The following is a 23,869-nucleotide window of genomic DNA, read 5'->3' on the forward strand; positions in this document are numbered from 1 at the left end:
CCGGTTCCACGGCATCTCTGGAAAAAAGCAGTAACGCTTATTTCGGCTGTGGGTTCTGCATAGTTTTTAAGAAAAGAAACACGATGAGTTTGTTAAACATTAAAAATCTGTCCGTCGAGTTCGGCCCGCAAGGCCGGGCTTTCCGGGCTGTGGACGGGCTGGACCTGTCCGTCTCGCAGGGCGAGATCGTCGGCATCGTTGGCGAATCTGGCTCCGGCAAATCGGTGACCATGATGGCCTTGATGGGCCTGCTCGACGGCCAGGGCCGCGTAACGGCAGACACGCTGAACTTCGACGGCCAGGACCTGCTGAAGATCACCCCGGCCCAGCGCCGCAAGCTGCTGGGCAAGGACATGGCGATGATCTTCCAGGACCCCATGACCTCGCTGAACCCCAGCTTCACCGTAGGCTACCAGATCATCGAGGTGCTGAAGCAGCACCTGGGCCTGCGCGGCGCCGCGGCCACGGCCCGCGCGGTCGAGTTGATGGAGATGGTCGAAATCCCAGCCGCCAAAAGCCGGCTCGACGTGTACCCGCACCAGCTGTCGGGCGGCATGAGCCAGCGCGTGATGATCGCCATCGCCATCGCCTGCAACCCACGCCTGCTGATCGCCGACGAGCCCACCACCGCGCTGGACGTGACCATCCAGGCGCAGATCATGGACCTGCTGGTCAGCCTGCAAAAAGCCCACAACATGGCGCTGGTGATGATTACCCACGACCTGGCGGTGGTCGCCGAAGTGGCCCACCGCGTGGCCGTGATGTACGCCGGCCAGGTGGTGGAAACCGGCCAGGTCGAACGCCTGTTCGACCACCCGGCGCACCCGTATACCGACGCGCTGCTGCAGGCCGTGCCCGAGCGCAGCCATGGCGCACGCCGCCTGAGCACCCTCAAAGGCATGGTCCCCGGCCAGTACGACCGGCCCAAAGGCTGCCTGCTGTCGCCGCGCTGCCCGCGCGTGCAAGACCGCTGCAAGGCCGAGCGCCCGGCGCTGACCAGCTTTGGCGGCGAGTCCGTGCGCTGCTTCTTCCCGATCTCCCATGGGGTGCTGGCATGAGCGCGGTGGTACTGGAGGCGAAGAACCTCACCCGCTACTACGCGGTATCGCAGGGCACATTCAAGCCCAAGGTCCAGGTCAAGGCGCTGAACGGTATTTCGTTCCAGCTGCAGGCCGGCAAGACCCTGGCGGTGGTCGGCGAATCCGGCTGCGGCAAGAGCACGCTGGCCCGCGCGCTGACGCTGATCGAAACCCCGACCTCGGGCTCGCTGGTGCTGGACGGCCAGGCGGTGGACAGCGCCAGCAGCGCCCAGCGCAAAGCCATGCGCAGCAAGGTGCAGATGGTGTTCCAGAACCCCTATGCATCCCTGAACCCGCGCCAAAAGATCATCGACCAACTGGCCGAACCGCTGCTGCTGAACACCCAGCTAACAGCCGCCGAGCGCACCGCCAAGGTCCATGACACCATGCGCCGCGTCGGCCTGCGGCCGGAGTTTGCGCTGCGCTATCCGCACATGTTCTCTGGCGGCCAGCGCCAACGCATTGCCATTGCGCGGGCGATGATTCTGCAGCCCAAGATCCTGGTGGCCGACGAGCCGACCTCGGCGCTCGACGTGTCCATCCAGGCCCAGGTGCTGAACCTGTTCATGGACTTGCAGGAAGAGTTCCAGACCGCCTATGTGTTCGTGTCGCACAACCTGGCGGTGGTGGAGCATGTGGCCAACGACCTGATGGTGATGTACCTGGGCCGCGCGGTCGAGGTGGGCGCCAAGGGCCTGATCTTCGAACGCCCCCTGCATCCGTACACGCAGGCCCTGCTGTCGGCCACGCCGTCGATAGACCGCGGCCAACGCCGGGTGAAGATCAAGATCACCGGCGAGCTGCCCAGCCCGCTGAACCCGCCCAGCGGCTGCGCCTTCCACAAGCGCTGCCCGCATGCCACGGCGCGCTGCTCCACAGAGGAGCCGCTGCTGCGCCCGCTGCTGGGACGCGAGGTGGCCTGCCACCATGCGGAGAGCATCAACGCCGGCCAGGCCGTTACAGCATAAATTGGCCGCTAGCGCATATTCTGCGTGCGCTAGCAGCTATTTATTTGGTAGCAAACTGGCCTGCTCCACCGCCTGGGCCATGGCTTCGGCCTCGGCGCCGCCCTGCCTGCGCAAGCCGTAGACCACGCCCTCCTGGTCGGGCCGGGTGCGGTTCTGGCTCAGCTTCAATTTGCCGCGCAGCGAGGTCAGCGTGATCTCGATGCCGACGATGGCGCGCAGCATCGCATTGATGTAGTCATCGGGCGCATCGCTGACGGCCCACGGCACCGGGCGCTCGGCTTCGTGGCGCTCGGTCAGGCGGGTGACGAAGGCACGCAGCCAGTCCGCATCGTCGATAGCGCGCAACTGGCCACGCGCCTGCACCATGCTGTAGTTCCAGGTCGGCACGACTTTGCCGGTGGCCGCCTTGCTGGGGTACATCGATGGCGAGATATAGGCCTGCGGCCCCTGGAACACCACCAAGGCATCCACATCGGTGCGGGATTCGCGCCACAGCGGGTTGGCGCGCGCCACATGGCCGCGCAGTATGCCCGGGCCGCCCGCCGGGTCCGGGTCGAGTAAAAACGGCAGGCTGTTGGCCGCCAAGCCGCCCGCCTGGTCCTGGGTGACCAGCAGGCCCAGCGGGTGGGCGCTGAGCAGCGGCTGCAGCACCTCGGGGCGGGTTTCTTCAAAGTGGGCGGGCAGGTACATGGGATCAGTGCTCCGTAGAATGGCCCTCCATACTAAGATTATTTAAATCAATCCAAGGGGCCATTTCTTGGCAAACCAAAGAGCCGTTCCGGGCCAGTTGCGCCAGCAGGTTTATCTGCGCCTGCGCGAGTCCATCGAGACCGGGGTGTTGGCGCCCGACAGCCGCCTGCCGGCCTCGCGCGAGCATGCGCGGGTGCTGGGCGTATCGCGCAACACGGTGCTGTGGGCAGTCGAACGCCTGCAGTCCGAGGGCTACCTGGTGGGCCGCGTCGGCGATGGCACCTACGTGGCGCAGCGCAATTCTCCCCTGCGCAGCGGCGCCCGCGCACCGCAGCTGGCCGCCCACCAGCTGCTGTCGCAGCGCGGCCGCCTGATAGCCGAGGCCGGCTCGCGCTGGATACCCGCCAGCAGCGACGCCCTGCCGTTTCGCATCGGCCGGCCGGCGCTGGAGGAGTTTCCGTTCGCGCTCTGGCAAAGGCTGGAGCGGCAAACGCCGACCGCCACGCGCGTCGCCAACGCCGGCTATACCGATGCCGCAGGCCACCCGCCGCTGCGTGCCGCCATCGCCCAGTGGCTGCTGGTGTCGCGCGGCATCCGTTGCGACCCGGGGCAGGTGCTGATCACCGCCGGCTCGCAGCAGGCGCTGGACCTGGTGGCGCGGCTGCTGCTGGATGTGGGCGACGAGGTGCTGGTCGAAGACCCGGGCTACCACGGCATCCGCGCCAACCTGGTGGCGCAGGGGGCGCTGGTGCGCTCGGTGCCGGTGGACGACCAAGGCCTGTGCATCGCCCAGGGTGCGGCCCTGTACCCACGGGCCAAGCTGGCGGTGGTCACGCCCACCCACCAGTTCCCGCTGGGCGTCAGCATGGGCCTGGCGCGCCGCGCGGCGCTGATTGCCTGGGCCCAGGCCAACCGCACCTGGATTGTGGAAGACGATTACGACGGCGAATTCCAGTACGGCCCGCAGCGGATTCCGGCCCTGTGCAGCATGGCGCACGACGCGCGGGTGCTGCATGTGGGCACCTTCTCCAAAACGCTGGGCGCGGGGCTGCGGCTGGGCTTTATCGTGCTGCCCGATGCGCTGGTCGACGCGTTTACCCAAGGGCGAGCGCTGAGCGACCGGCAATCTCCGGCCGCAGTGCAGGAGGTGCTGGCCCGCTTCATTGCCGACGGCTACTTGCTGCGCCACCTTCGCCGCATGCGCGAGCTGTACCGCGAGCGCCAGGCCACCATGATCGACAGCTTGGCGCGCGCCAGCCACGGCGCGATCCGCCTGGCTCCGAGCCTGCAAGGCATGCATCTAGCGTTGGAGGTGGACGCGCAGATCCACGACACCGAACTCAGCCAGCGCGCACACGCGGCCGGCGTGCAGCTGGCGCCGATTTCGCGCTACTGCATGGAGGCGAACCGCCGCGGCTGGCTGTTTGGCTACGCGGGCTATAGCGCGGCCGCGCTCGACCGCGCCGCACGGGCGCTGGGGCCGTTAGTGAATTAAAGGATGCGCGCCAGCAGCTTGGGCACCGAGGCCACCAGCATCGCCAGGCCGGAGGCCGTCAGCAGCCCCAGCACGATCTTGCGGAACGCCGCCTCGCTGATGCCGATGTAGAGCCGCGCGCCCATAAGCGTGGGCACCAGCATGGCCACGGCCACCACGCCGAACATCGGCAGCATGCTGCGCGTGACGATGCCGCTGGCCAGGTAGGTGCCCATGGTCACCAGCAGCATCGACAAATTGAAGTTCTGCACGATGGCGCGCTGCGCGTCTTTCTCCAGCCCGCGCAGCGTGCACCACAGCGTGGGCAGCGCGCCGGTGAAGCCGCCCAGCCCGCCCATCACGCCACCAGCCATGCCGACCACGCCATCGGCGATGCGGCCGCCGGCGGTGATCTTGGGCAGATGCTTGGCAAATAGCATGGCTGGGCACCAGACCACCAGCAGGCTGCCCAGCACCAGCCGGAACCAGTCCATGTCCATCCGCGGCAGCAAGGCCACGCCCAGCGGAATGCCGACCAGGCCGCCCATCACGAAGGGCAGCAAGGCTTTCACATCAAAGCCGCGGCGCACCGTCACCGCGGCAATGATCTGCCCGGTCAGCGAGCCAAATACCGCCAGCGTGGCCGCCAGCCGCGGCTCCAGGGTCCAGGCCCAGAACGACATCGCCACCAGGCCGTAGGCAAAACCCGACAGGCCCTGCACAAACCCCGCCACCACCGCGCCCAGCGCCACCACCATCACCAGCGAATCCATTGCGTCTCCCGATAGTCCACACTGCGAAAGCCCTATTGTGAACAATCGGCGGGGTGGCCCGCAGACGCTCTATTTTTGATAGCTAGAAGCGCATGTAGAAACTGCGCCAGAGCCGTATTCTTTGCATATTCCCCAGCCCGGCAGAGTGCGCCGATGCGTGGCACACTGGAGCGCTTTGTGGGGGACATCACCATGGTTTACAGGCTCTACTTCTGGCGCATGGCCTTCTGGGCGCTGGCGACCTGGATGCTGCCACTGCCCGCCGCCATGGCCGCCGACGCGCCGCTGGTGGCCGAGAGAGATGTGCATGTGGAGCGGTCCGGCGGCACCTTCACCGTGGACCTGACCATGCATGCGCCGGTAGAGCCCGCGCAGGCCTGGGCGGTGCTGACCGACTTCGAGCACATGGCCGACTTCGTGCCCAACCTGAGCAGCAGCCAGGTGCTGGAGCGCAGCGACACCGTGCTCAAGGTGGCGCAAAAGGGGACCGCACGCTACGGCGTGTTCTCCACCCCGTTCGAGTCGGTGCGCGAGATCCACCTGAACCCGCCGCACGAGATCCGCGCCCATGGCCTGGGCGGCAATGTGCAGCGCATGGACAGCCTGATGCAGCTGGAGCCCGAAGGCACGGGCACCCGGCTCACCTACCACGCCGAGGTGCTGCCGGGCTTCTGGTTTCCGCCGCTGATCGGCCCGGCCCTGGTGCGGCACGAGACCGCCGAGCAGTTCTCGGCCATGCTGCACGAGATGCTGCGGCGCCATTAGGGCACAGCCGTTTTCGGTCGCGCTGAGAATAATTCTTATGTGCGATCACGCACAGACGTAGCCGGCCCGCGCGGCGAGCATGTCGCTTTGCACACCAACCGCAGAGGACACACCATGATCGAGAAAACCGCCCACGTACATTGGGAAGGCGCTGGCAAGAACGGCAAGGGCCAGATCAGCACCGAAACCGGCGCGCTGAAAGCCGTGCCCTACGGCTTTGCGACCCGCTTCGAAGACGACCGCCGCGGCAGCAACCCCGAGGAAATCCTGGGCGCCGCGCATGCCGCCTGCTTCAGCATGGCGTTTTCCTTCGCCTGCGACAAGGCCGGCTTTGCCACCAGCACGGTCGACACCCAGGCCAAGGTCCGCCTGGCCAAGCAGGGCGAAGGCTTTGTGATCGACCGCATCGCCCTGGTCTTGCAGGCCACCGTGCCTGGCCTGGACGAAGCCAAATTCCAGGCACTGGCCCTGGCCGCCAAGCGTGATTGCCCGCTGTCCAAAGCCTTGGCCAGCGTGCCCGAAATCACCCTGCAAGCCAGCCTGGTGCCGGGTAGTTGAGCCGCGCGGCAGAGGTGCAACCCCATGCAAAACCTTGACACGACCGACACCACAGATGCCGCCCTGGCCACCGCCGACCACATGCTGGGCGACGTCCACGCAAATCTGATCTTGGTGGAATATGGCGACTACGCCTGCCCCAGCTGCCAGCAGGCCGCGCCCCTGGTGCGCCACCTGGCCGAGACCGAAGGCCCGCGCCTGTGCATCGTCTACCGGCACTTCCCGATGATGGAAGTGCACCCGCAGGCCGAGCTGGCCGCCGAAGCGGCCGAAGCCGCTGCTGCCCAGGGCAAGTTCTGGCCCATGCACCACCTGCTGTTTGCCCAGCCGCAAGGCCTGGAGGCCGCCGCCCTGGCCGGCTACGCAGAAACCATCGGCCTGGACATGCACCGCTTCCAGGGGGCGATGGCCGGCCGCATCTACACCCAGCGGGTGCAGGAGCACCTGCGCGCCGGTGAACGCATCGGTGTGCGGGCCACGCCAAGCTTCTTCCTCAACGATGCGGTGATCGATGTGTCGTTTGGCTTCGGCACACTGAGCGCGACCGTGCATGCCGCGTTGAAAGGCCGCTGAACCGCCGATTGCTCTGCATCGCCCCCACCCGAAAGGAGTTGACATGCCCAAAGCCTGGAGCGCCAAGCGCGAACGCCAGTACGCGCACATCAAAGACAGCCTGCTGGAACGCGGCAAGCCCGAACCGCTGGCCGAAGAAATCGCCGCCCGCGTGGTCAACAAGGAACGCGCGCAGCACGGCGAATCCAAGGAGGCCAGCCCGTCCTCGCTCAACGACATGCCAGCCAGCCGGCGCGGCGGCCTGCGATCCCACAAGGGCGCGGGCGGCCGCACCCTGCTGCAGCTGCGCAACGAAGCGCGCCAGCGCGGCCTGAAGGGCCGGTCGAAGATGAACAAAGCCCAGCTGGAACAGGCTTTGCTACATTAAACATAGCTTCTGGCGCAGGCACTACCTGCGCTAGCGGCCTGTTTCTAATAAATCACCCCTTGGCAAAGGTCTGGTCCAGCCCCTGGAACATGGCCGAAAAGTCGCAGCAGTCCTGCGCCAGCATCACGATGGACGCCACCAGCGCGCTGCGGTGCTCGCCCTTGTGCATGGCCACATAGGACATGGGCGGCAGGGCCGGCGCCACGTCTATCACGGTCAGCATGCCGGCGGCCACCAGCGGCGCCAGGCAGCGGTGCGGCAGGTAGCTGACGCCCAGGCCGGAGATCACCAGGCCCAGCATGGCCAGCAGATTGCTGACCACGATCACCTCGCCGGGGTCCGCGCCCTGCTGCTTCATCCACGCGTCATACACCCGGCCCGTGCCCGACTGCGTGCCCTGCACCAGCATGCGGTACTGGGCGATCTCGTGCAGCCGCATGCGCTGGCCCGGCTGGCTGCCGGGCAGCAGGCCGGGCTTGCACATCCAGGCGTGCTCGACCTGGCCGACCTTGGTGCTGGCGATGCGGGTGTCGGCAAACGCATCGGGCACGAACACCAGGTCCAGCTCGTCGGCCAGCACCTTGTCGCGCAGCTGTGGGCTGCTGTCCACCGTGGGCTCGATGGTCACCTTGGGGTAGTGCTGCTGGATCAGCGCGATCAGCCGCGGCAGCCAGGTCATGGCGGTCAGCTCGGTGATGCCTATGCGCAGGCGCCGCTCCATCACCTCGGGCCGGCTGAACTGCTCGATGGCCGCGTCGCGCTGCGCCAGCAGCTTCTTGGCCAGCACGAACATCTCTTCGCCCTTTTCGGTCAGGCGCGCGCTGCGCTGGGCACGGTCGAACAACTCGGTTTCGAACAGCGCCTCCAGGTCGTGCACCCGCTTGGATACCGCCGACTGCGTGGTGTGCAGCTTGTTCGCCGCCTGCGAGAAGCCGCCCAGCTGGGCGATCCAGTACAGGGCTTCCAGTTGCTTGAAGGTGATCATCTGCGCGCTCCTGCCATGGGCTTTTATCCATCGGTTCATTCATCGTTTTATACGATGTTAACGGATGAAATTTAATCGCTTTTAGAAATTCATTCCGACTTCCACAATCCACGGCAATGCAGCACCTGGCGCTGTTTTTGACACAGGAAATCCACCGTGGCCCACCCCGTTTTCGAGATCAATCCCGCCCCGCCCGTGGCCAGCAGCGCGCTGCTGCAAGCCTTCCAGCAAGTGGTCACGCCGCACATCAGCGACAACCTGCAACGCCTGTCCGGCATCACCGGCTTGCGCCGCTTCCACCGCGGCCGCAAGCTGGTCGGCACGGCCTTCACCGTCAAGGCCCGTCCCGGCGACAACCTGCTGGTCTACAAGGCACTGCAAGACCTGCAGCCCGGCCACGTGCTGGTGGTCGATGGCGCAGGCGACCCGACCAATGCGCTGGTCGGCGAACTCATCATGCTCTACGCACAGCAGCGCGGCTGCGCGGGTTTTGTGCTGGACGCGGCGATCCGCGACACCGCGGCTTTCTACGAGGCCGACTTCCCCTGCTACGCCCGCAGCGTCAGCCACCGCGGCCCGTACAAGCTGGGCCCGGGCGCGATCAACTGCGCGGTCACCGTGGGCGGCCAGGTGGTGCAGCCCGGCGACCTGGTGGTCGGCGACGAGGACGGCGTGGTGAGCTTTCCAGAGGCCGACGCGCAGCGCCTGCTGGCCGCGATCCGCAGCACTGAAAGCAACGAGAACGCCATCAAGGCCGAAATCGCCAACGGCCGCATTGAGCAACAGTGGCTGCGCAAGGTGCTGTCGGCCCACGGCCTCTGAATCTTCCACACCAAGAACTCTCCATGAACACCCTGCTTTCCTCCCGCCTGGGCCAGGTCAAGCCCTCGCCCAGCATTGCCGCCAAGGCCCGCGTGGATGCGCTGCGCGCCGCCGGCCAAACCATCGTCGACTTCACTCTGGGCGAGCCCGACTTCGCCACGCCTGCGCACATCGTGCAGGCCGGCATCCAGGCCCTGGCCGACGGCCATACCCGTTACACCGGCTCGGCCGGCACGCCAGCCCTGCGCGCCGCCATCGCGGCCAAGTTCCAGCGCGAGAACAACCTGGCGTTCCAGCCCGAGCAGATCATCGTCGGCGTGGGCGCCAAGAGCCTGATCTTCAACGCCTTCAGCGCCACGCTGAACCCCGGCGACGAGGTGATCATCCCCGCACCGTTCTGGGTCTCCTACCCGGACATGGTGCTGCTGAACGGCGGCACGCCGGTGGTCGCCCACAGTACCGAGGCCAGCGGCTTCAAGCTCACCCCCGAGGTGCTGCAGGCCGCCATCACGCCGCGCACCCGCTGGCTGGTGCTGAACACGCCCAACAACCCCAGCGGCGCGGTCTATGCACGCGCCGAATTGGAGGCGATCTGCGCGGTGCTGCGTGACCACCCGCAGGTCTGGCTGATGACCGACGAGATCTACGAGCACTTTGTCTACGGTGATGCGCAGCACCTGTCGCCGCTGAACGTGGCGCCCGATTTGGCCGAGCGCACGCTGACCATCAACGGCCTGTCCAAAGCCTATGCGATGACCGGCTGGCGCATCGGCTATGCCGCCGGGCCGGCGCCGCTGGTCAAGGCGCTCAGCCTGCTGGCCTCCCAAACCACCACCTGCGCCAGCGCCATGGGCCAAGCCGCGGCCGTGGTCGCGCTGAACGGCCCGAAGGCCTGCGTGGCCGAGGCCCGCGCACTGTTCGAGGCGCGCCGCGACCGCATGGTGGAGCTGCTGAACACCCTACCGGGCATCCGCTGCGCCACACCCGAAGGCGCGTTCTACGTGTTCCCCAGCGTGGCCGGTTTGCTGGGCCAGCGCACGTCCGACGGCACGCGCTTGGCCACCGACCTGGACGTGATGCTGTTCCTGCTGAACCAGGCCGGCGTGGCCAGCGTGGACGGCAGCTCCTACGGCATGCCCGGCTATCTGCGCCTGTCGTTTGCCACCTCCATCGAGCAGATCGAAGCCGGCTGCCAGGCCATCCGCCAAGCCGTGCAGAGCCTGCGGCCATGAGCACACCCTTTCCCCACCCCGCAAAATCACCCCACCCCAGAAAGTCCGCCATGCCTATTCGACTCTCCCGCATCCTCGGCCTCGGCGCCGTGTTCCTGTGCTCTGCCGCACTGGCGCAGAGCGACACCCTCAGCAAAATCAAGCAAACCGGGGTCATCAAGATCGGCAGCCGCGACAGCCAGGTGCCGTTCTCCTACCAGCCCACAGGCAGCGGCGAACCCACCGGCTACACCAACGACATCTGCCTGAAGATCGTCGACGCCGTCAAAGCCAAGCTGGGCCTGGCCAGCCTGGAGGTGCGCTACACCACGCTGACCTCGACCAACCGCATCCCCTTGCTGACCAATGGCACGGTGGACCTGGACTGCGCCACCACCACCAATACCGTGCAGCGCCAGCAGCAGGTGGGCTTTGCGCCCAGCCACTTCGTGACCAATATCACCGCCGCGGTGAAGACCAAGTCGGGCATCAACACCATTGCCGACCTCAGCGGCAAGACCGTCGCCACGGTATCGGGTAGCACCGCCATCCAGCTGCTGCGCAGCTACCGCAAGAGCGAAAACGTGGATGTGCAAGAGCTATCGGGCAAGGACACGGCGGACGCGTTTTTGCTGCTGGCCTCGGACCGCACCCAGGCTTACATCCTGGACGACGTGCAGCTGGCCGGGCTGATCGCCACTTCGCCCAAACCCAGCGACTACAAGATCCTGTCCAAGGAGTCGCTGCGCCAGGAGCCCTACGGCATCATGTACCGCAAGGACGACCCGGATTTCAAGGAGCTGGTCGACAAAACTGTGACCGAGCTGATGAAGTCTGGCGCCATCGAGCAGATCTACGCCAAGTGGTTTACCAAGCCGATTCCGCCGAACAACATCAACCTGAACTTCCCGCTGTCGGACGCGGTGCGCGAGCTGTACAAGAACCCGAACAACAAGGGCGTATAACGGGTTAATGCTACAGAGTTCATAGTTTCTGGCGCAGGAGGCACCTGCGCTAGAGGCACTTTTCTTATAAATTCCAGCAGCCGGAGCCCACGGGGTCAGGCGAAGAGCTTGGCCAGGCCGTCCAGCACGCTGGTCCAGTTCTTTTCATATTCGACCCGGTGCTGGATGTCGGCCGCGGTGGCGCCGCCGATCAGGTTGGACTGCGTGAGGGTGACCTGCGTATGCCGGCCCTGCGGACTCAGCTGGAAGCTGAGCACGTGGTAGTTTTCCGGCGCGTCCGCCTTGCCGGACATGGCGCTCCAGTGCGAGAAGCTCAGCCGCCGCCGGGGCTCGACCGCGATGATGCTGCCCTTGTCCGCGTACTTCTTGCCCTTGAATTCACCCTTCATCAGGATCGGATGGCCGACCTCCCAGTCGGACTCCACATCGGCGCCAAAGAAGAATTTTTTGAGAGTCACCGGCGTGGTCAGTGCGGCCCAGACTTTATGGTCCGAGGCGGGGATGGTCTTCTCGACCTGGGCCGTGGTTTCATTCATGCTGTGCTCCTTGCCGTGCTTGCCGTGGCAAGCACGTCCTTGCAGTCGCCGACGGATGCCTCGATCAGCTGCCGCGCGGTCGCGGTTTGCGCGTCCGTATGGGTCGTGGCCACCAACACCACTTGCCCGGTGGCGATGGCATCGGTCACCAAGGCCGACAACCAGCCCTCTTCGCCCGCGGGTGCGGCTTTCTCCTTGGCGGTAGCGCCCACGGTGGCTCCCACCAAGGCGCCTACGCTCGCCCCCCAGCCCATCATCACCAAGGGGGCAAGCAAGGGGCTGGCGACAAACAAGCTCACGTTCGCGGCCACCAGCGCCACCTCGGCCAGCGCCCCGATGCCGGTGCCCACCACCGTGCCAATCGTGCCGTCTACAAACACCGCCTTCAGCACGGCATTGCTGTCGCCCTTGGGCACGGGCGCCGAGGCGGGCGCATCGGTGGCGAACAGCTGCAGTTGGTCCGGGGGCAGGCCATGCGCCGCCAATGCGTTACGCACCTCCAGGGCCGCTTCGCGGGTGGCAAAAAAGCCAGAAACATAGTGCTTGCGGTGGTCCATGTGCGGATCCTCTGGTTGGCCGGGTTGCATAGAGAGCCGGTCCAGCTTGCGCCGCAAGCTGGGACAGGTCTGTGCGATGGCATACAGAGGTCGCCTGGTGCGGCGAACAGCTTCTAAGCCTTACGCCTCGTCGCGCTGCGCAGCCACCCGGGGCATCCTCAGCCGGAAGACGGTGCCCTGCCCGAGGCTGGACTCCACATCAACGGTGCCGCCTAGCAGTCCAGACAACAGGCTGAACACAATGCTCAGCCCCAGGCCCGACCCGCCGGAGCCCATGCGGGTGGTGTAGAACGGGTCAAAAATCCGCGACAGGTTTTCGGGCGCAATACCGGCGCCGTCGTCCGACACGGTCAATACCACGTGCTCGCCGTCCAGCAGCGCGCTGATGCGTACCGTGCCGGCATGCTGCTCGGAGAACGCATGGACCACCGCGTTCTCGAACAGGTTGCTCACGATCTGCCCGATGGCGCCTGGATAGCTTTTCATCTCAATGCCGTCCGGCACATCCATGTGCAGCTTGGCCATCGCGTATTTGCGGACCACCGACACCGAGGCCAGGGTTTCCCGGACCACCTGCTTCAAATCGAAACGCCTGCGGCGCAGACTGGTCTGGTCCACCGCGAACTGCTTGAAGTCCTGGATCAGATTCGCCGCCCGGTTCAGGCTGCTGGCGGTAATCTCGGCACCCTGCTCCACCTGGTCCAGGTACCCGTTGAGCTGGGTTTTGGTCAAGCCCTGGCCCATGCTGGCGCGAAACTCGTGGGTTTGGCCCAGCACCGTGCTGATGACCAGCAAGCCGTTGCCGATAGGGGTGTTCAGCTCATGGGCCACGCCGGCCACCAGCGAGCCCAATGCCACCAGCTTCTCGGACTGGATCAAGCGGTCCTGGGCCTGCCGCAGATTCTGCAAAGCCTGCTCCAGATGGGTATTGGCCAGGCGTAGTTCGGTGGTGCGCGCCGTGACCCGCTCTTCCAGCACATCCACCGATTGCGCAAGGGCAATCCGCATGCAGTCCAGCTGTTGCCCCAACACACCGAACTCGTCGTGGCGCAGCGCTGGTACCGCGGTTTTAAGGTCGCCGGTAGAAATCGACGCCGCACTGGAACGCAGCAGGTTCAGCGGCTTGTGGACCCGCTGATTCAACCACATGCTCATCAGCAACAAGGACACCACAAACTGACAGCCCACCACGGCCGCCAGCAACCACGACGAACGGAGCGCATCGCTCTGGGCCGAGTCAGTGGCGTAGGCGAGACTGACCTCGCCCAGCGGTGTGCCCTCTTTGACAATCTGCCGGCTGACCCGGATGGTGCTGCTGAGCACATCCTCTGGCCGGTGGAACTCCAGCACCATTTCGCCGGTCGCGTCGCGCACCTCGACCCAGGCCACAGAGGGATCGGCGACCACGGCCTGCATCAAAGGCCGTGCGGTATCCAGGGCCACATTCCACAGCGGCAATACCAGGCCCGCTTGCAACAGGTCGGCAAACTGCTCGGCCTTGGCCCGCGCATCCACCTCGATGGTCTTCTGCCAATTGAGGGTCAACAAGATCAGAATCGCCAAAGCACCCGGAATCACCAGGGCCAGCATCAGGACGGAAAACAGATCGTGCCGAAGACTGCTGGTAGGTGTGGCATTGACCACGGGCGATACTGCCGGCCGCATGTCAGCAAAAGCCTTTGGCGCTGGTAGCAGTGGTTTGGATATTCGTCTGTGGAGGGTTCACGCGCATCGGCAAATTGTCAGGCAGCGCACCCCTGGGGTCAATCTAGACTACTGGTTAATCCCGCCTTGCAAAAACACCCGCCCACGCGTTCAATGAAAAGCTTCTTCTTCCCGATGCGCAGTTCTACCTGGATGGCGGCATGAGCACCTACTGGAACCATCTTCTCTCCGTTGCGCTTCTGGCTACCAGTCTCGGGGCTGAGTGCGCTCCCTGGGTTTTGCGCACCGCCGCCCAGGAGGGCTCGGCGCCCAAGTTCAGCCAGTCCAACGGGGTGGTGGCAGGGCACTGCCCCGACATCCTGCATGCGATAGAGCTGGCCGACAAAGACCTGCGCTTTGCCATCGCCCCCATGTCCATGCCCATCCGGCGGATCGAAAAAGACATTCGCGCAGGCCATCTGGACATCATTTGTGCGCTGCTCGACTCGCCCATCCGCAACGAGATTGCCCAGCGGGTGTCCACACCCATTTACATGGTGCGTGAACGCCTGGTTGGCTTGCGCGGCGATGACCAAAACATCACCGGCTTTGAAGATCTGGCCCGCACCGGCGGCTTGGTGGCCACCCAGGCCGGCGCCAGCTACACCGAAAAACTGCGAGGCTACCAGGTCAAGGTGGACGAGACCAGCAGTTCCGTCGCCTTGCAAAATATCGTCAGGAAGCGGGTGCGCTACTTCTATACCAACGAACTCACTGCCGTCTACTACATCAAGGCCGAAGGCCTGGAAGACAAGCTGTATCTGCTGCCGGCCACCATGGGGCAAACGCCCAGCTACCTGTGGGTCGGCAAACAGGTGGCCCCCGAGGTATTGCCCCGGCTGGAAGTCGCACTGGCGAAGCTCAAAAAAGACGGCACGCTGGACCGCATCTACCGCAGTTACGGGGGCACCCCTTGACGCCCCGAGCGACACGGCGGAGGCCCTTGCAATGAACAGCCTGTTGCCACGGCTGTACGGGCTGGGCCTGTGTGCGTTGCTGTGCGCCGCCCCTGCGCAAGCCGATTGCAGCAAGCTCGTCGTCACGGCCGATCCCGCCTACCCGCCCATGCATTGGTACGACGGCACCCAGCTGCAAGGCGCCAGCATCGAGATCGCCAAGCGGGTGCTGGGCGAATTGAAGATACCGTATGAAGTGCGCTATGTCGGCCCCTTCGCCCGCGTCGTCAAACTCGCCGAACGTGGCGAGGTGGACATGATAGCCACCCTGAAGAAAACACCCGAGCGCGAGCAGTTTTTGCTGTACCCGCAATTGCCAGCCCTGTCCAATCCGGTAGCGGTATTCCAGGCCCGTGAGCGCCCTTTTCCCTTCCAGGGACGGGCCGATCTGGTGGGCAAAAAAGGCGGCATCACCCGCGGCAATATGTTTGGCGACGATTTCGACCAGTTCCTGAAAACCGAGCTCAAGATCGAATCGGCAGACAACCCGGAAAGCAATTTCAACAAGCTGGCGCTGGGGCGCATCGACTACTTCATCACCGGCTACTACACGGGCATGGCCTACCTGCTGAAGCGCGGCGACGAGCAGCGCTTTGCGCCCATGTCCCCGTATCTGGTGGACGCGCCCAACTACCTGGTGCTCACCCAGAAAGGCCGTTGTGCTGACAAGCTGGAAGCCATCGACGCCAAGCTCGCCCAGCTGAAGAAGGCCGGTGTCATTGACGAGCTGATCAAGCTCAGCTTTGCGAACTGGAAGGCCCATCCGCAGGTGGTTGAGAAATAAGGGCGCGGCAGCTAACGCTTAACTGCGCATGGTGATGGCATCGAAAGGGCAGCGCACCGCGCACTTCTTGCAACCGGTGCAGGCATCCAGGTCGCTGACCACCGAGAACTTCTTCCAGCCCTGGGCTTCCAGGGACAGCAGATGCAAATGGCAGGTCGGCACGCACCAACCGCAGCCGGTGCAGCGCGTGGTATCGATGTCCGGTTTGGGCACAGGGCGCGGGGTCGTCATGGAACCGCGATCATAGGGGAGCAGGTGCGCCGGCGGCACCAGGCAAGTCGTTAAGCTACTTATTTGATAGCTGCTAGCGCTGGTACTGCCTGCGCTAGCGACCGATTTTCTTTAAATTCCGGCAACTGCCCTCACTCCAAATCGCTGGCGGCATGGCGCTCGTGCAGTTGGTCGGCCGGCTCGCCCCAGGCGCGGTTGACCTTGCGGCCACGCTGCACTGCGGGGCGTGCCGCGATCTGCTGGGCCCAGCGCAGCACGTGGGTGTATTCGTGCACGCTCAGAAACTCGGCCGCGCCGTACAGCTGGCCCAACACCAGGCCTCCATACCAGGGCCACACGGCGATGTCGGCGATGGTGTAGTCCTCACCGGCCAGATAGGTGTGGTCGGCCAGACGGTGGTCCAGCACGTCCAGCTGCCGCTTGACCTCCATCGCATAGCGGTTGATCGGGTACTCGAGCTTGGCCGGCGCGTAGGCGTAGAAATGGCCAAAGCCGCCACCCAGAAACGGCGCGCTGCCCATCTGCCAGAACAGCCACGACAGGCACTCTGCCCGCGCCGCGCCGCTGGCGGGCAGAAACGCGCCGAACTTCTCCGCCAGGTACTGCAGGATGGCGCCCGACTCGAACACCCGCACCGGCTCGGCGCCACTGCGGTCCATCAGCGCAGGAATCTTGGAGTTGGGGTTGACCTCCACAAAGCCGCTGCCGAACTGGTCGCCGGTGTTGATGCGGATCAGCCAGGCGTCGTATTCGGCACCGGCGTGGCCCAGGGCCAGCAGTTCTTCCAGCATCACCGTGACCTTGATGCCATTCGGCGTGGCTAGCGAATACAGCTGCAGCGGATGCTTGCCGACCGGCAGCACCTTGTCATGCGTGGGGCCGGAGATCGGCCGGTTGATGCTGGCAAACTCGCCACCGTTTTCCTTGTCCCAGGTCCAGACTTTGGGTGGCGTGTAGGAATTGGTGTCGGTCATGCGGTGGTTTCCTTGGAGTGGGGTGTGGGTCACAAACTGAATGGATGGCAGAGTAGCTGCAGTGCGATGACCCGTGGGCTTTAGGGTTTTGGTGGAAAGTGTTATGCGCGACCGCTTACGCCAAAGCACTTCAAGCCAGGGTCCTTCGCGTAGCGCAAACGGTGCGGCCTGCCCCGTCCTGACGGACAGGATGGCCATCAATACAGCTAGCTGCGGCGGATTATTTCTTTGTCGCCACGCGGTCGGGCATGGACTTGGCAACCAACTCCCGCACGTGGGGGATCATTTTGTTGACCGAATCCAGGAACGCTGCCGAAATCACTTTGCCTTCGTTGGTGTTGGTCCAACCGGCCACACCGCCACCACCCGCAGCGCCGATCATGAGGCCCGCAGTCCCCAAGTCAGTGGCACGCGCCGAACCCTCGGCGCTCACCAATTGCTCTGTGGTTTGCGTGTCGGTCAAGGTCAGCACTACCTGGGCCTCCTTAAACTTCACCTTCTCCGCCAGGCCCGCGAACTGCCCTATGTAGGGAATGCGCGCCAGGATGCCTTCCAGCCCGCCGCCGGCGTTCTGCTCTGAAAACACCAGGGTGGGCGTCAGCACGTATTGGGCTTCCAGCACATGGCCACGCGGGTTCACGGTGCTGTCTTTGCGGGTCAGCCCCGACTCCTGCAAGTCCAACTCTTGCCGGGTGCCTTTGAGGCCCAAATTGCGGTCCACCACGCGAAAGCAGCCGCTTTGCTGCAGCATCAGCCGCACCAAAGGCACGGGGGAGTTGGGCAGCCCACCCGCACTGCTGGTGTAGGTATAGCCGTTGGGGTTTTCGATCACGCCCAGTGTGGCCAGCGGCGCATCGCACTTTTCAATCTTGCGTGTTTCAGCCGTGGACTGCTTTTGCCCGGCTGCACCTGTCGCCAAGCCCCCGGCATTGCCGGTTTCAATACCCGAAGGCTTGCAAGCGGCAAGCAAAACCATGGCCACCGTGGCGGCGATAAGCGCGGGAGCAGAGCGGTTCATAAGCAGGGACGGAGTAAAGATCGGCACGCATGGTACATGCAGCCTATGGCACTAAAAGCGCTACAGCCCCCTGCGCAGAACAATCGTTTGTTACAAATTGCGTCTATTGCGGGTCAGGGATACAGAGCCACCTAAATTCTGCAAGCCGCAAACCCCGCCCCATCCGCCAGCACGAAGTCCCGAAACGCGGCCCCCAGATCCGACGGCACGGCATCCCTGCGGTGCAGCAAACACCAGTCCAACATCTTCGGCATGTCCTGCAAATCCAGCACCGCCAGCATGCCGGCGGCCAGCTCGACCTGGAACACGTGGGCCGACAGAAAGCTGATGCCCATGCCGACCATCACGGCCTGCTTGATGGTCTCGTTGCCGGACAGCTCCATCGACACATTCACCTGCAGCGACTGGGATTGCAGCAGGTGCTCCAGAAACTGCCGGGTGGCCGAGCCGGGCTCGCGGAAGATGAAGTCTTCGGTGCGCAGATCGGCCCAGGTCAGCTTGCGTTTGGCCGCCAGCGGGTGGTTCGGCGGAGCGACGATGCAGTGCGGATTGCGGGCGAAGGTTTCGGCCTCCACATCGGCCTCGCTGGGCGGGTAGCCGCCGATGGCTACGTCCAGCTGGTGGTCCTGCAGCATGGCCAGAATCTTCTCGCGCCGCTCCACCGTCAGCTTGAAACGGATGCCCGGGTGCCGCGCCTTGAAAGCCATGAGCAGCGCCGGCGCAAAGTAATGCGCCGTGGGCACCACGCCCAGGTGCAGCAAGCCACCTTCGCCGCTGCGGCTGGCGGCCATGGCCTCGTCTGCGATGCGTACCTGGTCGAGGATGCGGCGGGTATGGCGCAGCAGGGCTTCGCCGGGCGGGCTCAGCACCAGGCGCTTGCCGGTCTTGACGAACAGGGGCTGGCCCACATCCTCCTGCAGCTGGCTGATCTGCATGGACACGGCGGGCTGGGTCAAATGCAGTTGTTCGGCGGCGCGCGAGTAGCTGAGGCTGGTGGCCACGGCCTCAAAAATCCGCAGCTGGCGCAGGGTGGCGTTTTTCATAGCAGGCAGTACAGGGTTTGACCCGGAAAACAGGCCATTAAAGGATGGCAAAACAAGCTCGCCAGCAGAGGCCATCCGGGGAGTTTCCCTAAGCTGCAGCGCAGCATTTGGAACCCTATAGCGCCCCCTAGCAAACCCATGCCCTGGCAGGCCAAAAGTATAAGCAAAACTTTGCCAAAACATAAAAACCTATGTGTTGTCTATATGCATGGCGCTACCTAGACTTCAGCCCATCGCAACCCCTTTGCCCTCTTCTGCCCTCCTGCCCACCAACTGCCTGCCCATGTCCAACACCACCATCGCCCCCTTCCCCACCTGGAACGACGCCCACGCCGCCACGCTGGATGCGTCCGGCCTGCTGCTGTACCGCTCCAACCTGCTGGGTTCCGACCTGCGCATCACCAACTACGGCGGCGGCAACACGTCGGCCAAGCTGGTGCAAAAAGACCCGCTGAGCGGCCAGGACACCACCGTGCTGTGGGTCAAGGGCTCGGGCGGCGACGTGGGTTCGATGAAGCTCGACGGCTTCAGCACCCTGTACATGGACAAGCTGAACGCTCTGCAAAAACTCTATCGCGGCCCGGAATTTGAAGACGAGATGGTCGGCTACCTGCCGCACTGCACCTTCAACCTGAACCCGCGCGCCGCCAGCATCGACACACCCCTGCACGCCTACCTGCCGTTCGCCCATGTAGACCACATGCACCCCGACGCGGTGATTGCCATCGCCGCCATGGCCAACAGCGAAGCGCTGACGGCCAAGATTTTTGAAGGCACGGTGGGCTGGCTGCCCTGGCGCAAGCCCGGCTTCGAGCTCGGCCTGATGCTGCAACGCTACCAAGCGGCCCACCCTACCCAGCGCGGCCTGGTGCTGGCCGGCCACGGCCTGTTCACCTGGGGCGACACGGCCAAGAGCTGCTATGAAAATACCGTGGGCGTGATCGCCCATGCGCAAAACTGGCTGGGTCGCGAACGCGTTGCCCGCAAAGCGGTGAGCTTTGGCGGCGTGGCACAAGAGTCTCTACCCATCGCTGAGCAAGACGCCACCCTCGCCCGTGTGCTGCCCGTGCTGCGCGGCCTGACATCCAAGAGCGGCCACAAGCTGCTGCATGTGGACCGCCAGCCCACAGTGATGGAATTCGTCAACAGCCGCGACCTGGCGCCGCTGGCGGCGATGGGCACGTCCTGCCCGGACCACTTCCTGCGCACCAAGATCCGCCCGCTGATCCTGGAAGCATCTGTCTACCAACTCGAAGGCGCAGCCCTGGCCGCCGCGCTGGAAGAAAAGCTGGTCGCCTACCGCGCGGACTACGCCGCCTACTACGAGCGCTGCAAGCGCGCCGACAGCCCAGCCCTGCGCGACGCGAATCCGGTGATCATCCTGCTACCCGGCATCGGCATGGTGTCGATTGCCAAGGACAAGGCCACGGCGCGCATCGCCGGCGAGTTCTATGTGAACGCCATCAACGTGATGCGCGACGCCAACGCCATCGACACCTATGTGGGCCTGCCCGAGCAGGAAGCCTTTGACATTGAATACTGGCTGCTCGAAGAAGCCAAGCTGCAACGCATGCCCAAGGCCAAGCCCTTGGTCGGCAAGGTGGCCGTGGTGACCGGCGGCGCCGGCGGGATTGGCCGGGCGATTGTGGAACGCTTTTTGAATGAAGGCGGCTGCGTGGCGCTGCTGGACATCGATGTGGAAGCGCTGGAATCCACCCGCGCCGAGCTGGCCAAACGCTTCGGCAAGGACGTGGTGCGCAGCATGGTGTGCGACGTAACTTCTGAGGACTCGGTGATCAACGCCTATGTGCAGGCCACGCTGGAATTCGGCGGCGTCGACATCCTGGTGTCCAACGCCGGCATCGCCTCGGCCGCACCGATCGAAGACACCAGCCTGGCGCTGTGGATGCGGAATCAGAACATTCTGGCCACCGGCTACTTCCTGGTGGGCCGCGAAGCCTTCCGCCTGATGAAGGCCCAGGCGATTGGCGGCGCCATGGTCTATATCGCCAGCAAGAACGGCATGGTGGCCAGCGCCCAGGCCAGCGCCTACTGCGCGGCCAAGGCGGCCGAGATCCAGCTGTCGCGCAGCTTTGCCTTGGAAGGCGCACCGCTGGGCATCCGTTCCAACGTCGTGAATCCCGACGCGGTGATCCGCGGCAGCAAGATCTGGACGGGTGCCTGGAGCCAGGAACGCGCCGCCGCCAACAAAATCAGCGAAGAAGAACTGGAAGCCTTCTACCGCGACCGCTCGATGCTGAAGCGCAGCGTCTTCCCAGAAGACATTGCCGAAGCCACCTACTTCCTGGCCAGCGATCTGGCCGCCAAATCGACCGGCAACATCATCAACGTGGATGCGGGTAATCTCGCAGCCTTCCCGCGTTAATTCGACGGTTCAACAAATACAAGAGACAAACATGACCACGACAAAAATTGCTCCTGAATTAATAGCTGACCACGCACATAGCGCCAGCGCCAGAGTCGATTCTGACTACAAACATCTGGGCGAGCAGCTGGCCCGCCGCGGTGTCAACATCGACACGCTGAAGGCCGAGGTAGCGAAGTTTGCCGTGGCCGTACCCAGCTGGGGCGTGGGCACCGGCGGCACCCGCTTCGCCCGCTTCCCCGGCAAGGGCGAGCCCCGCAATGTGTTCGACAAGCTGCAGGACTGCGGCGTGATCCAGCAACTGGTGCGCTGCACACCCACGGTGTCGCCGCACTTCCCCTGGGACAAGGTCAGCGACTACAAAGAGCTGCGCCAGCATGCCGAGTCCTTCGGCCTGGGTTTTGACGCGGTGAACTCCAACACCTTCTCCGACCAGAAAGACCAGCCGCTGTCGTACAAATTCGGCAGCCTGACCCATGCCGACGCCGGCGTGCGCGCCCAGGCCGTGGCGCACAACCTGGAATGCATAGAGATCGGCAAACAGATCGGCAGCAAGGCGCTGACGGTATGGATCGGCGACGGCTCCAACTTCCCCGGCCAAAGCCATTTCCGCCGCCAGTTCGACCGCTACCTGGACAGCAACCGCCAGATCTACGCGGCCCTGCCGGCCGACTGGAACATGTTCCTAGAACACAAGATGTTCGAACCGGCCTTCTACGCCACCGTGATCCAGGATTGGGGCTCCAGCCTGCTAGCTGCCCAAGCGCTGGGCGACAAAGCCCGTTGCCTGGTCGATCTGGGCCACCACGCACCGAACACCAATATCGAGATGATCGTGGCCCGCCTGGTGCATGCGCAAAAGCTGGCCGGCTTCCACTTCAACGACAGCAAGTACGGCGACGACGATCTGGACAGCGGCAGCATCAACCCGTTCCAGCTGTTCCTGGTGTTCAACGAACTGGTCGATGCCGCACAAAGCAAGGCGCCCAACTTCAACCCCGCTTACATGCTGGACCAGTCGCACAACGTGACCGATCCGATCGAGAGCCTGATGACCAGCGCCGTCACCGTGCAGCGCTGCTACGCCCAGGCCTTGCTGGTCGACCGCGTAGCCCTCACCGGCTACCAGGACAGCAACGACGTGCTGATGGCGGCGCAGACCTTGAAGACTGCGTTCCACACCGACGTGACGCCACTGCTGCAAAAGATCCGCATCGAAGCAGGCGGCGCGGTTGACCCGGTAGCCACCTACCGTGCCAGTGGCTACCGCGCTGGCGTAGCCGCCGTGCGGCCCGCCGCAGGACCTAGCAGCGGCATTGTTTAAGCGCATTTGCTGAAGGCAACGGCGCACCCATCGACACTGGCGGCAGCGTACTCACATGCCGCCAGTAGCGAGACCGACCCTCGGGTCACATTTCCATACCAACAACGACATCCAGGAGACAACATGAAGAAACAACTCGCAACCCTGATCACCGTGGCGCTGGGCGCAGCTTTGGCCAGCCCGGCTTTTGCCGCAGACAAGATCGCCTTGGTGGTGAAGAGTCTGGGCAACGGCTTCTTTGACGCCGCCAACCAGGGTGCGCAGGAAGCGGCCAAAGAGCTGAAGAATGTGGAAATCATCTACACCGGCCCGGCCAAGGCGACGGCCGAAGGCCAGATCGAAATCGTCAACTCGCTGATCGCGCAGAAGGTCTCGGCCATCGTCATCTCGGCCAACGACCCCGACGCCCTGGCCCCGGTGCTGAAGCGCGCCATGGACCGCGGCATCAAAGTCATTTCGTTTGACTCCGGCGTACGCAAGGACGGCCGCCTGATGCACCTGAACCCCTCCAGCAACCCGCTGATCGGCGAGAAGCTGGTGAAGATGACGGCTGACGCGATTGGTGCCACCGGCGAAGTGGCCGTGCTGTCGGCTACCGCTCAGGCCACCAACCAGAACATCTGGATCGACGAAGCCAAGAAAGTGCTGGCCCAGCCCGCCTACAAGGGCCTGAAGCTGGTCAGCGTGGTCTATGGTGACGACCAGACCGACAAGAGCTACCGCGAAGCCCAAGGCCTGTTCAAGAGCTACCCCAATCTGAAGGCCATCATCGCCCCCACCACCGTGGGTGTGGCAGCCGCCGCCAAGGCCGTGCAGGACGAAAAGAAGGTCGGCACCATCTTCGTGACGGGCCTGGGCCTGCCGTCGGAAATGGCTGGCCATGTGAAGAGCGGCGCGGTCAAGTCCTTCGCCATCTGGAACCCGATTGACCTGGGCTACTCGTCCATCTACGCGGCCAGCCAGTTCATCTCGGGTAAGGTCACCGGCAAGGCGGGCGACAAGGTGTCTCTGGGCCGTGTCGGCACGGTGACCCTGGATGCGAACGGCGAAGCCGCGATGTCCGAGCCCTTCACCTACGACGCCACCAACGTAGAGAAGTTTGCAAAGTTCTTCTAAAGCGGCAGGC

General features: G+C 64.4%; 25 protein-coding genes. 15 read left to right on the plus strand and 10 right to left on the minus strand.

The window, feature by feature from the left end:
* Positions 1-83 precede the first annotated feature (83 nt).
* Together BLT66_RS04240 and BLT66_RS04245 are read left to right on the plus strand one after the other, a co-directional pair.
* Positions 84-1,058, plus strand: a complete 975-nt coding sequence (locus BLT66_RS04240) for an ABC transporter ATP-binding protein (RefSeq protein ID WP_092756014.1) — start codon at positions 84-86, stop codon at positions 1,056-1,058.
* Complete coding sequence (locus BLT66_RS04245; RefSeq protein ID WP_092756017.1) at positions 1,055-2,047, plus strand: peptide ABC transporter ATP-binding protein; 993 nt, start codon at positions 1,055-1,057, stop codon at positions 2,045-2,047. The genes BLT66_RS04240 and BLT66_RS04245 overlap by 4 nt, the downstream gene beginning before the upstream one ends.
* Before the next feature lie 36 nt (positions 2,048-2,083).
* Here BLT66_RS04245 and BLT66_RS04250 read toward each other — a convergent pair whose 3' ends face one another.
* Positions 2,084-2,737, minus strand: coding sequence for an FMN-binding negative transcriptional regulator (locus tag BLT66_RS04250; RefSeq protein ID WP_092756019.1), 654 nt, complete (start codon positions 2,735-2,737; stop codon positions 2,084-2,086).
* A gap of 67 nt (positions 2,738-2,804) precedes the next feature.
* On the opposite strand from BLT66_RS04250, the gene BLT66_RS04255 reads away from it, so the two are divergent.
* On the plus strand, positions 2,805-4,232 hold the full coding sequence (locus BLT66_RS04255) for a MocR-like pyridoxine biosynthesis transcription factor PdxR (protein ID WP_092756021.1): 1,428 nt from the start codon (positions 2,805-2,807) through the stop codon (positions 4,230-4,232).
* Here the strand turns inward: BLT66_RS04255 and BLT66_RS04260 are convergent.
* Complete coding sequence (locus BLT66_RS04260) at positions 4,229-4,984, minus strand: sulfite exporter TauE/SafE family protein (protein ID WP_092756024.1); 756 nt, start codon at positions 4,982-4,984, stop codon at positions 4,229-4,231. The genes BLT66_RS04255 and BLT66_RS04260 overlap by 4 nt on opposite strands.
* Before the next feature lie 153 nt (positions 4,985-5,137).
* On the opposite strand from BLT66_RS04260, the gene BLT66_RS04265 reads away from it, so the two are divergent.
* From BLT66_RS04265 to BLT66_RS04280, 4 genes are all read left to right on the plus strand, one after another.
* Positions 5,138-5,749, plus strand: coding sequence for an SRPBCC family protein (locus BLT66_RS04265; protein ID WP_218922553.1), 612 nt, complete (start codon positions 5,138-5,140; stop codon positions 5,747-5,749).
* A 114-nt stretch (positions 5,750-5,863) separates the two neighbouring features.
* Positions 5,864-6,307: an OsmC family protein gene (locus tag BLT66_RS04270; protein ID WP_092756026.1), complete on the plus strand. Its 444-nt coding sequence runs from the start codon at positions 5,864-5,866 to the stop codon at positions 6,305-6,307.
* A gap of 24 nt (positions 6,308-6,331) precedes the next feature.
* On the plus strand, positions 6,332-6,880 hold the full coding sequence (locus tag BLT66_RS04275; RefSeq protein ID WP_092756029.1) for a DsbA family protein: 549 nt from the start codon (positions 6,332-6,334) through the stop codon (positions 6,878-6,880).
* Positions 6,881-6,923: 43 nt separating this feature from the next.
* Positions 6,924-7,247 (plus strand): plasmid stabilization protein, encoded by a 324-nt coding sequence (locus BLT66_RS04280; protein ID WP_092756031.1) that lies wholly within the window; start codon positions 6,924-6,926, stop codon positions 7,245-7,247.
* Positions 7,248-7,299: 52 nt separating this feature from the next.
* Here the strand turns inward: BLT66_RS04280 and BLT66_RS04285 are convergent, their stop codons facing one another.
* Positions 7,300-8,232: a LysR family transcriptional regulator gene (locus BLT66_RS04285; protein ID WP_218922554.1), complete on the minus strand. Its 933-nt coding sequence runs from the start codon at positions 8,230-8,232 to the stop codon at positions 7,300-7,302.
* Positions 8,233-8,388: 156 nt separating this feature from the next.
* Here BLT66_RS04285 and BLT66_RS04290 point away from each other — a divergent pair, with 156 nt between their 5' ends.
* Genes BLT66_RS04290 through BLT66_RS04300 form a run of 3 tightly spaced genes read left to right on the plus strand, consistent with a single transcriptional unit; the run spans position 8,389 to position 11,230 of the window.
* Positions 8,389-9,054 (plus strand): RraA family protein, encoded by a 666-nt coding sequence (locus BLT66_RS04290; protein ID WP_092756033.1) that lies wholly within the window; start codon positions 8,389-8,391, stop codon positions 9,052-9,054.
* 23 nt (positions 9,055-9,077) lie between these two features.
* Positions 9,078-10,286 carry a pyridoxal phosphate-dependent aminotransferase gene (locus BLT66_RS04295; RefSeq protein WP_092756035.1) on the plus strand — a complete coding sequence of 403 codons (1,209 nt, stop codon included), beginning with the start codon at positions 9,078-9,080 and terminating at the stop codon, positions 10,284-10,286.
* Between the two features lie 50 nt (positions 10,287-10,336).
* Positions 10,337-11,230, plus strand: coding sequence for an amino acid ABC transporter substrate-binding protein (locus BLT66_RS04300; RefSeq protein WP_092756037.1), 894 nt, complete (start codon positions 10,337-10,339; stop codon positions 11,228-11,230).
* A gap of 95 nt (positions 11,231-11,325) precedes the next feature.
* Here the strand turns inward: BLT66_RS04300 and BLT66_RS04305 are convergent, their stop codons facing one another.
* The 3 genes from BLT66_RS04305 to BLT66_RS04315 form a co-directional block, all read right to left on the minus strand.
* On the minus strand, positions 11,326-11,766 hold the full coding sequence (locus tag BLT66_RS04305; RefSeq protein ID WP_092756039.1) for an SRPBCC family protein: 441 nt from the start codon (positions 11,764-11,766) through the stop codon (positions 11,326-11,328).
* The gene (locus BLT66_RS04310; RefSeq protein ID WP_092756041.1) at positions 11,763-12,323 is read right to left on the minus strand and encodes a hypothetical protein; all 561 of its coding nucleotides are present in this window, start codon (positions 12,321-12,323) and stop codon (positions 11,763-11,765) included. Before BLT66_RS04310 ends, BLT66_RS04305 begins: the two co-directional genes overlap by 4 nt.
* 120 nt (positions 12,324-12,443) lie before the next feature.
* Positions 12,444-13,988: a sensor histidine kinase gene (locus BLT66_RS04315; RefSeq protein ID WP_092756043.1), complete on the minus strand. Its 1,545-nt coding sequence runs from the start codon at positions 13,986-13,988 to the stop codon at positions 12,444-12,446.
* Between the two features lie 200 nt (positions 13,989-14,188).
* Between BLT66_RS04315 and BLT66_RS04320 the strand changes: the two genes are divergently transcribed.
* Positions 14,189-14,944, plus strand: coding sequence for a substrate-binding periplasmic protein (locus tag BLT66_RS04320; RefSeq protein ID WP_092756045.1), 756 nt, complete (start codon positions 14,189-14,191; stop codon positions 14,942-14,944).
* Between the two features lie 31 nt (positions 14,945-14,975).
* Positions 14,976-15,767, plus strand: coding sequence for a substrate-binding periplasmic protein (locus tag BLT66_RS04325; RefSeq protein WP_092756047.1), 792 nt, complete (start codon positions 14,976-14,978; stop codon positions 15,765-15,767).
* 18 nt (positions 15,768-15,785) lie between these two features.
* Here BLT66_RS04325 and BLT66_RS04330 read toward each other — a convergent pair whose 3' ends face one another.
* The 4 genes from BLT66_RS04330 to BLT66_RS04345 all read right to left on the minus strand — a co-directional run bounded on the left by BLT66_RS04330 (position 15,786) and on the right by BLT66_RS04345 (position 19,033).
* The gene (locus BLT66_RS04330) at positions 15,786-15,998 is read right to left on the minus strand and encodes an ATP-binding protein (RefSeq protein ID WP_092757012.1); all 213 of its coding nucleotides are present in this window, start codon (positions 15,996-15,998) and stop codon (positions 15,786-15,788) included.
* A gap of 131 nt (positions 15,999-16,129) precedes the next feature.
* Complete coding sequence (yghU, locus tag BLT66_RS04335; protein ID WP_092756049.1) at positions 16,130-16,972, minus strand: glutathione-dependent disulfide-bond oxidoreductase; 843 nt, start codon at positions 16,970-16,972, stop codon at positions 16,130-16,132.
* A 220-nt stretch (positions 16,973-17,192) separates the two neighbouring features.
* Positions 17,193-17,990 (minus strand): CsgG/HfaB family protein, encoded by a 798-nt coding sequence (locus tag BLT66_RS04340; RefSeq protein ID WP_092756051.1) that lies wholly within the window; start codon positions 17,988-17,990, stop codon positions 17,193-17,195.
* Between the two features lie 131 nt (positions 17,991-18,121).
* On the minus strand, positions 18,122-19,033 hold the full coding sequence (locus tag BLT66_RS04345; RefSeq protein ID WP_092756053.1) for a LysR family transcriptional regulator: 912 nt from the start codon (positions 19,031-19,033) through the stop codon (positions 18,122-18,124).
* Positions 19,034-19,316: 283 nt separating this feature from the next.
* On the opposite strand from BLT66_RS04345, the gene BLT66_RS04350 reads away from it, so the two are divergent.
* The 3 genes from BLT66_RS04350 (at position 19,317) to rhaS (ending at position 23,859) form a co-directional block, all read left to right on the plus strand.
* Positions 19,317-21,419, plus strand: a complete 2,103-nt coding sequence (locus BLT66_RS04350) for a bifunctional rhamnulose-1-phosphate aldolase/short-chain dehydrogenase (RefSeq protein WP_092757013.1) — start codon at positions 19,317-19,319, stop codon at positions 21,417-21,419.
* 31 nt (positions 21,420-21,450) lie between these two features.
* A complete protein-coding gene (gene rhaI, locus BLT66_RS04355; protein ID WP_092756055.1) occupies positions 21,451-22,743 on the plus strand; it encodes an L-rhamnose catabolism isomerase in 1,293 nt (430 codons plus the stop codon).
* A gap of 123 nt (positions 22,744-22,866) precedes the next feature.
* Positions 22,867-23,859, plus strand: coding sequence for a rhamnose ABC transporter substrate-binding protein (gene rhaS / locus BLT66_RS04360; protein ID WP_092756057.1), 993 nt, complete (start codon positions 22,867-22,869; stop codon positions 23,857-23,859).
* The last annotated feature ends 10 nt before the right edge of the window (positions 23,860-23,869 follow it).

This window comes from Rhodoferax sp. OV413 (genome assembly GCF_900104385.1).
Taxonomy (GTDB): domain Bacteria; phylum Pseudomonadota; class Gammaproteobacteria; order Burkholderiales; family Burkholderiaceae_C; genus Rhodoferax_B.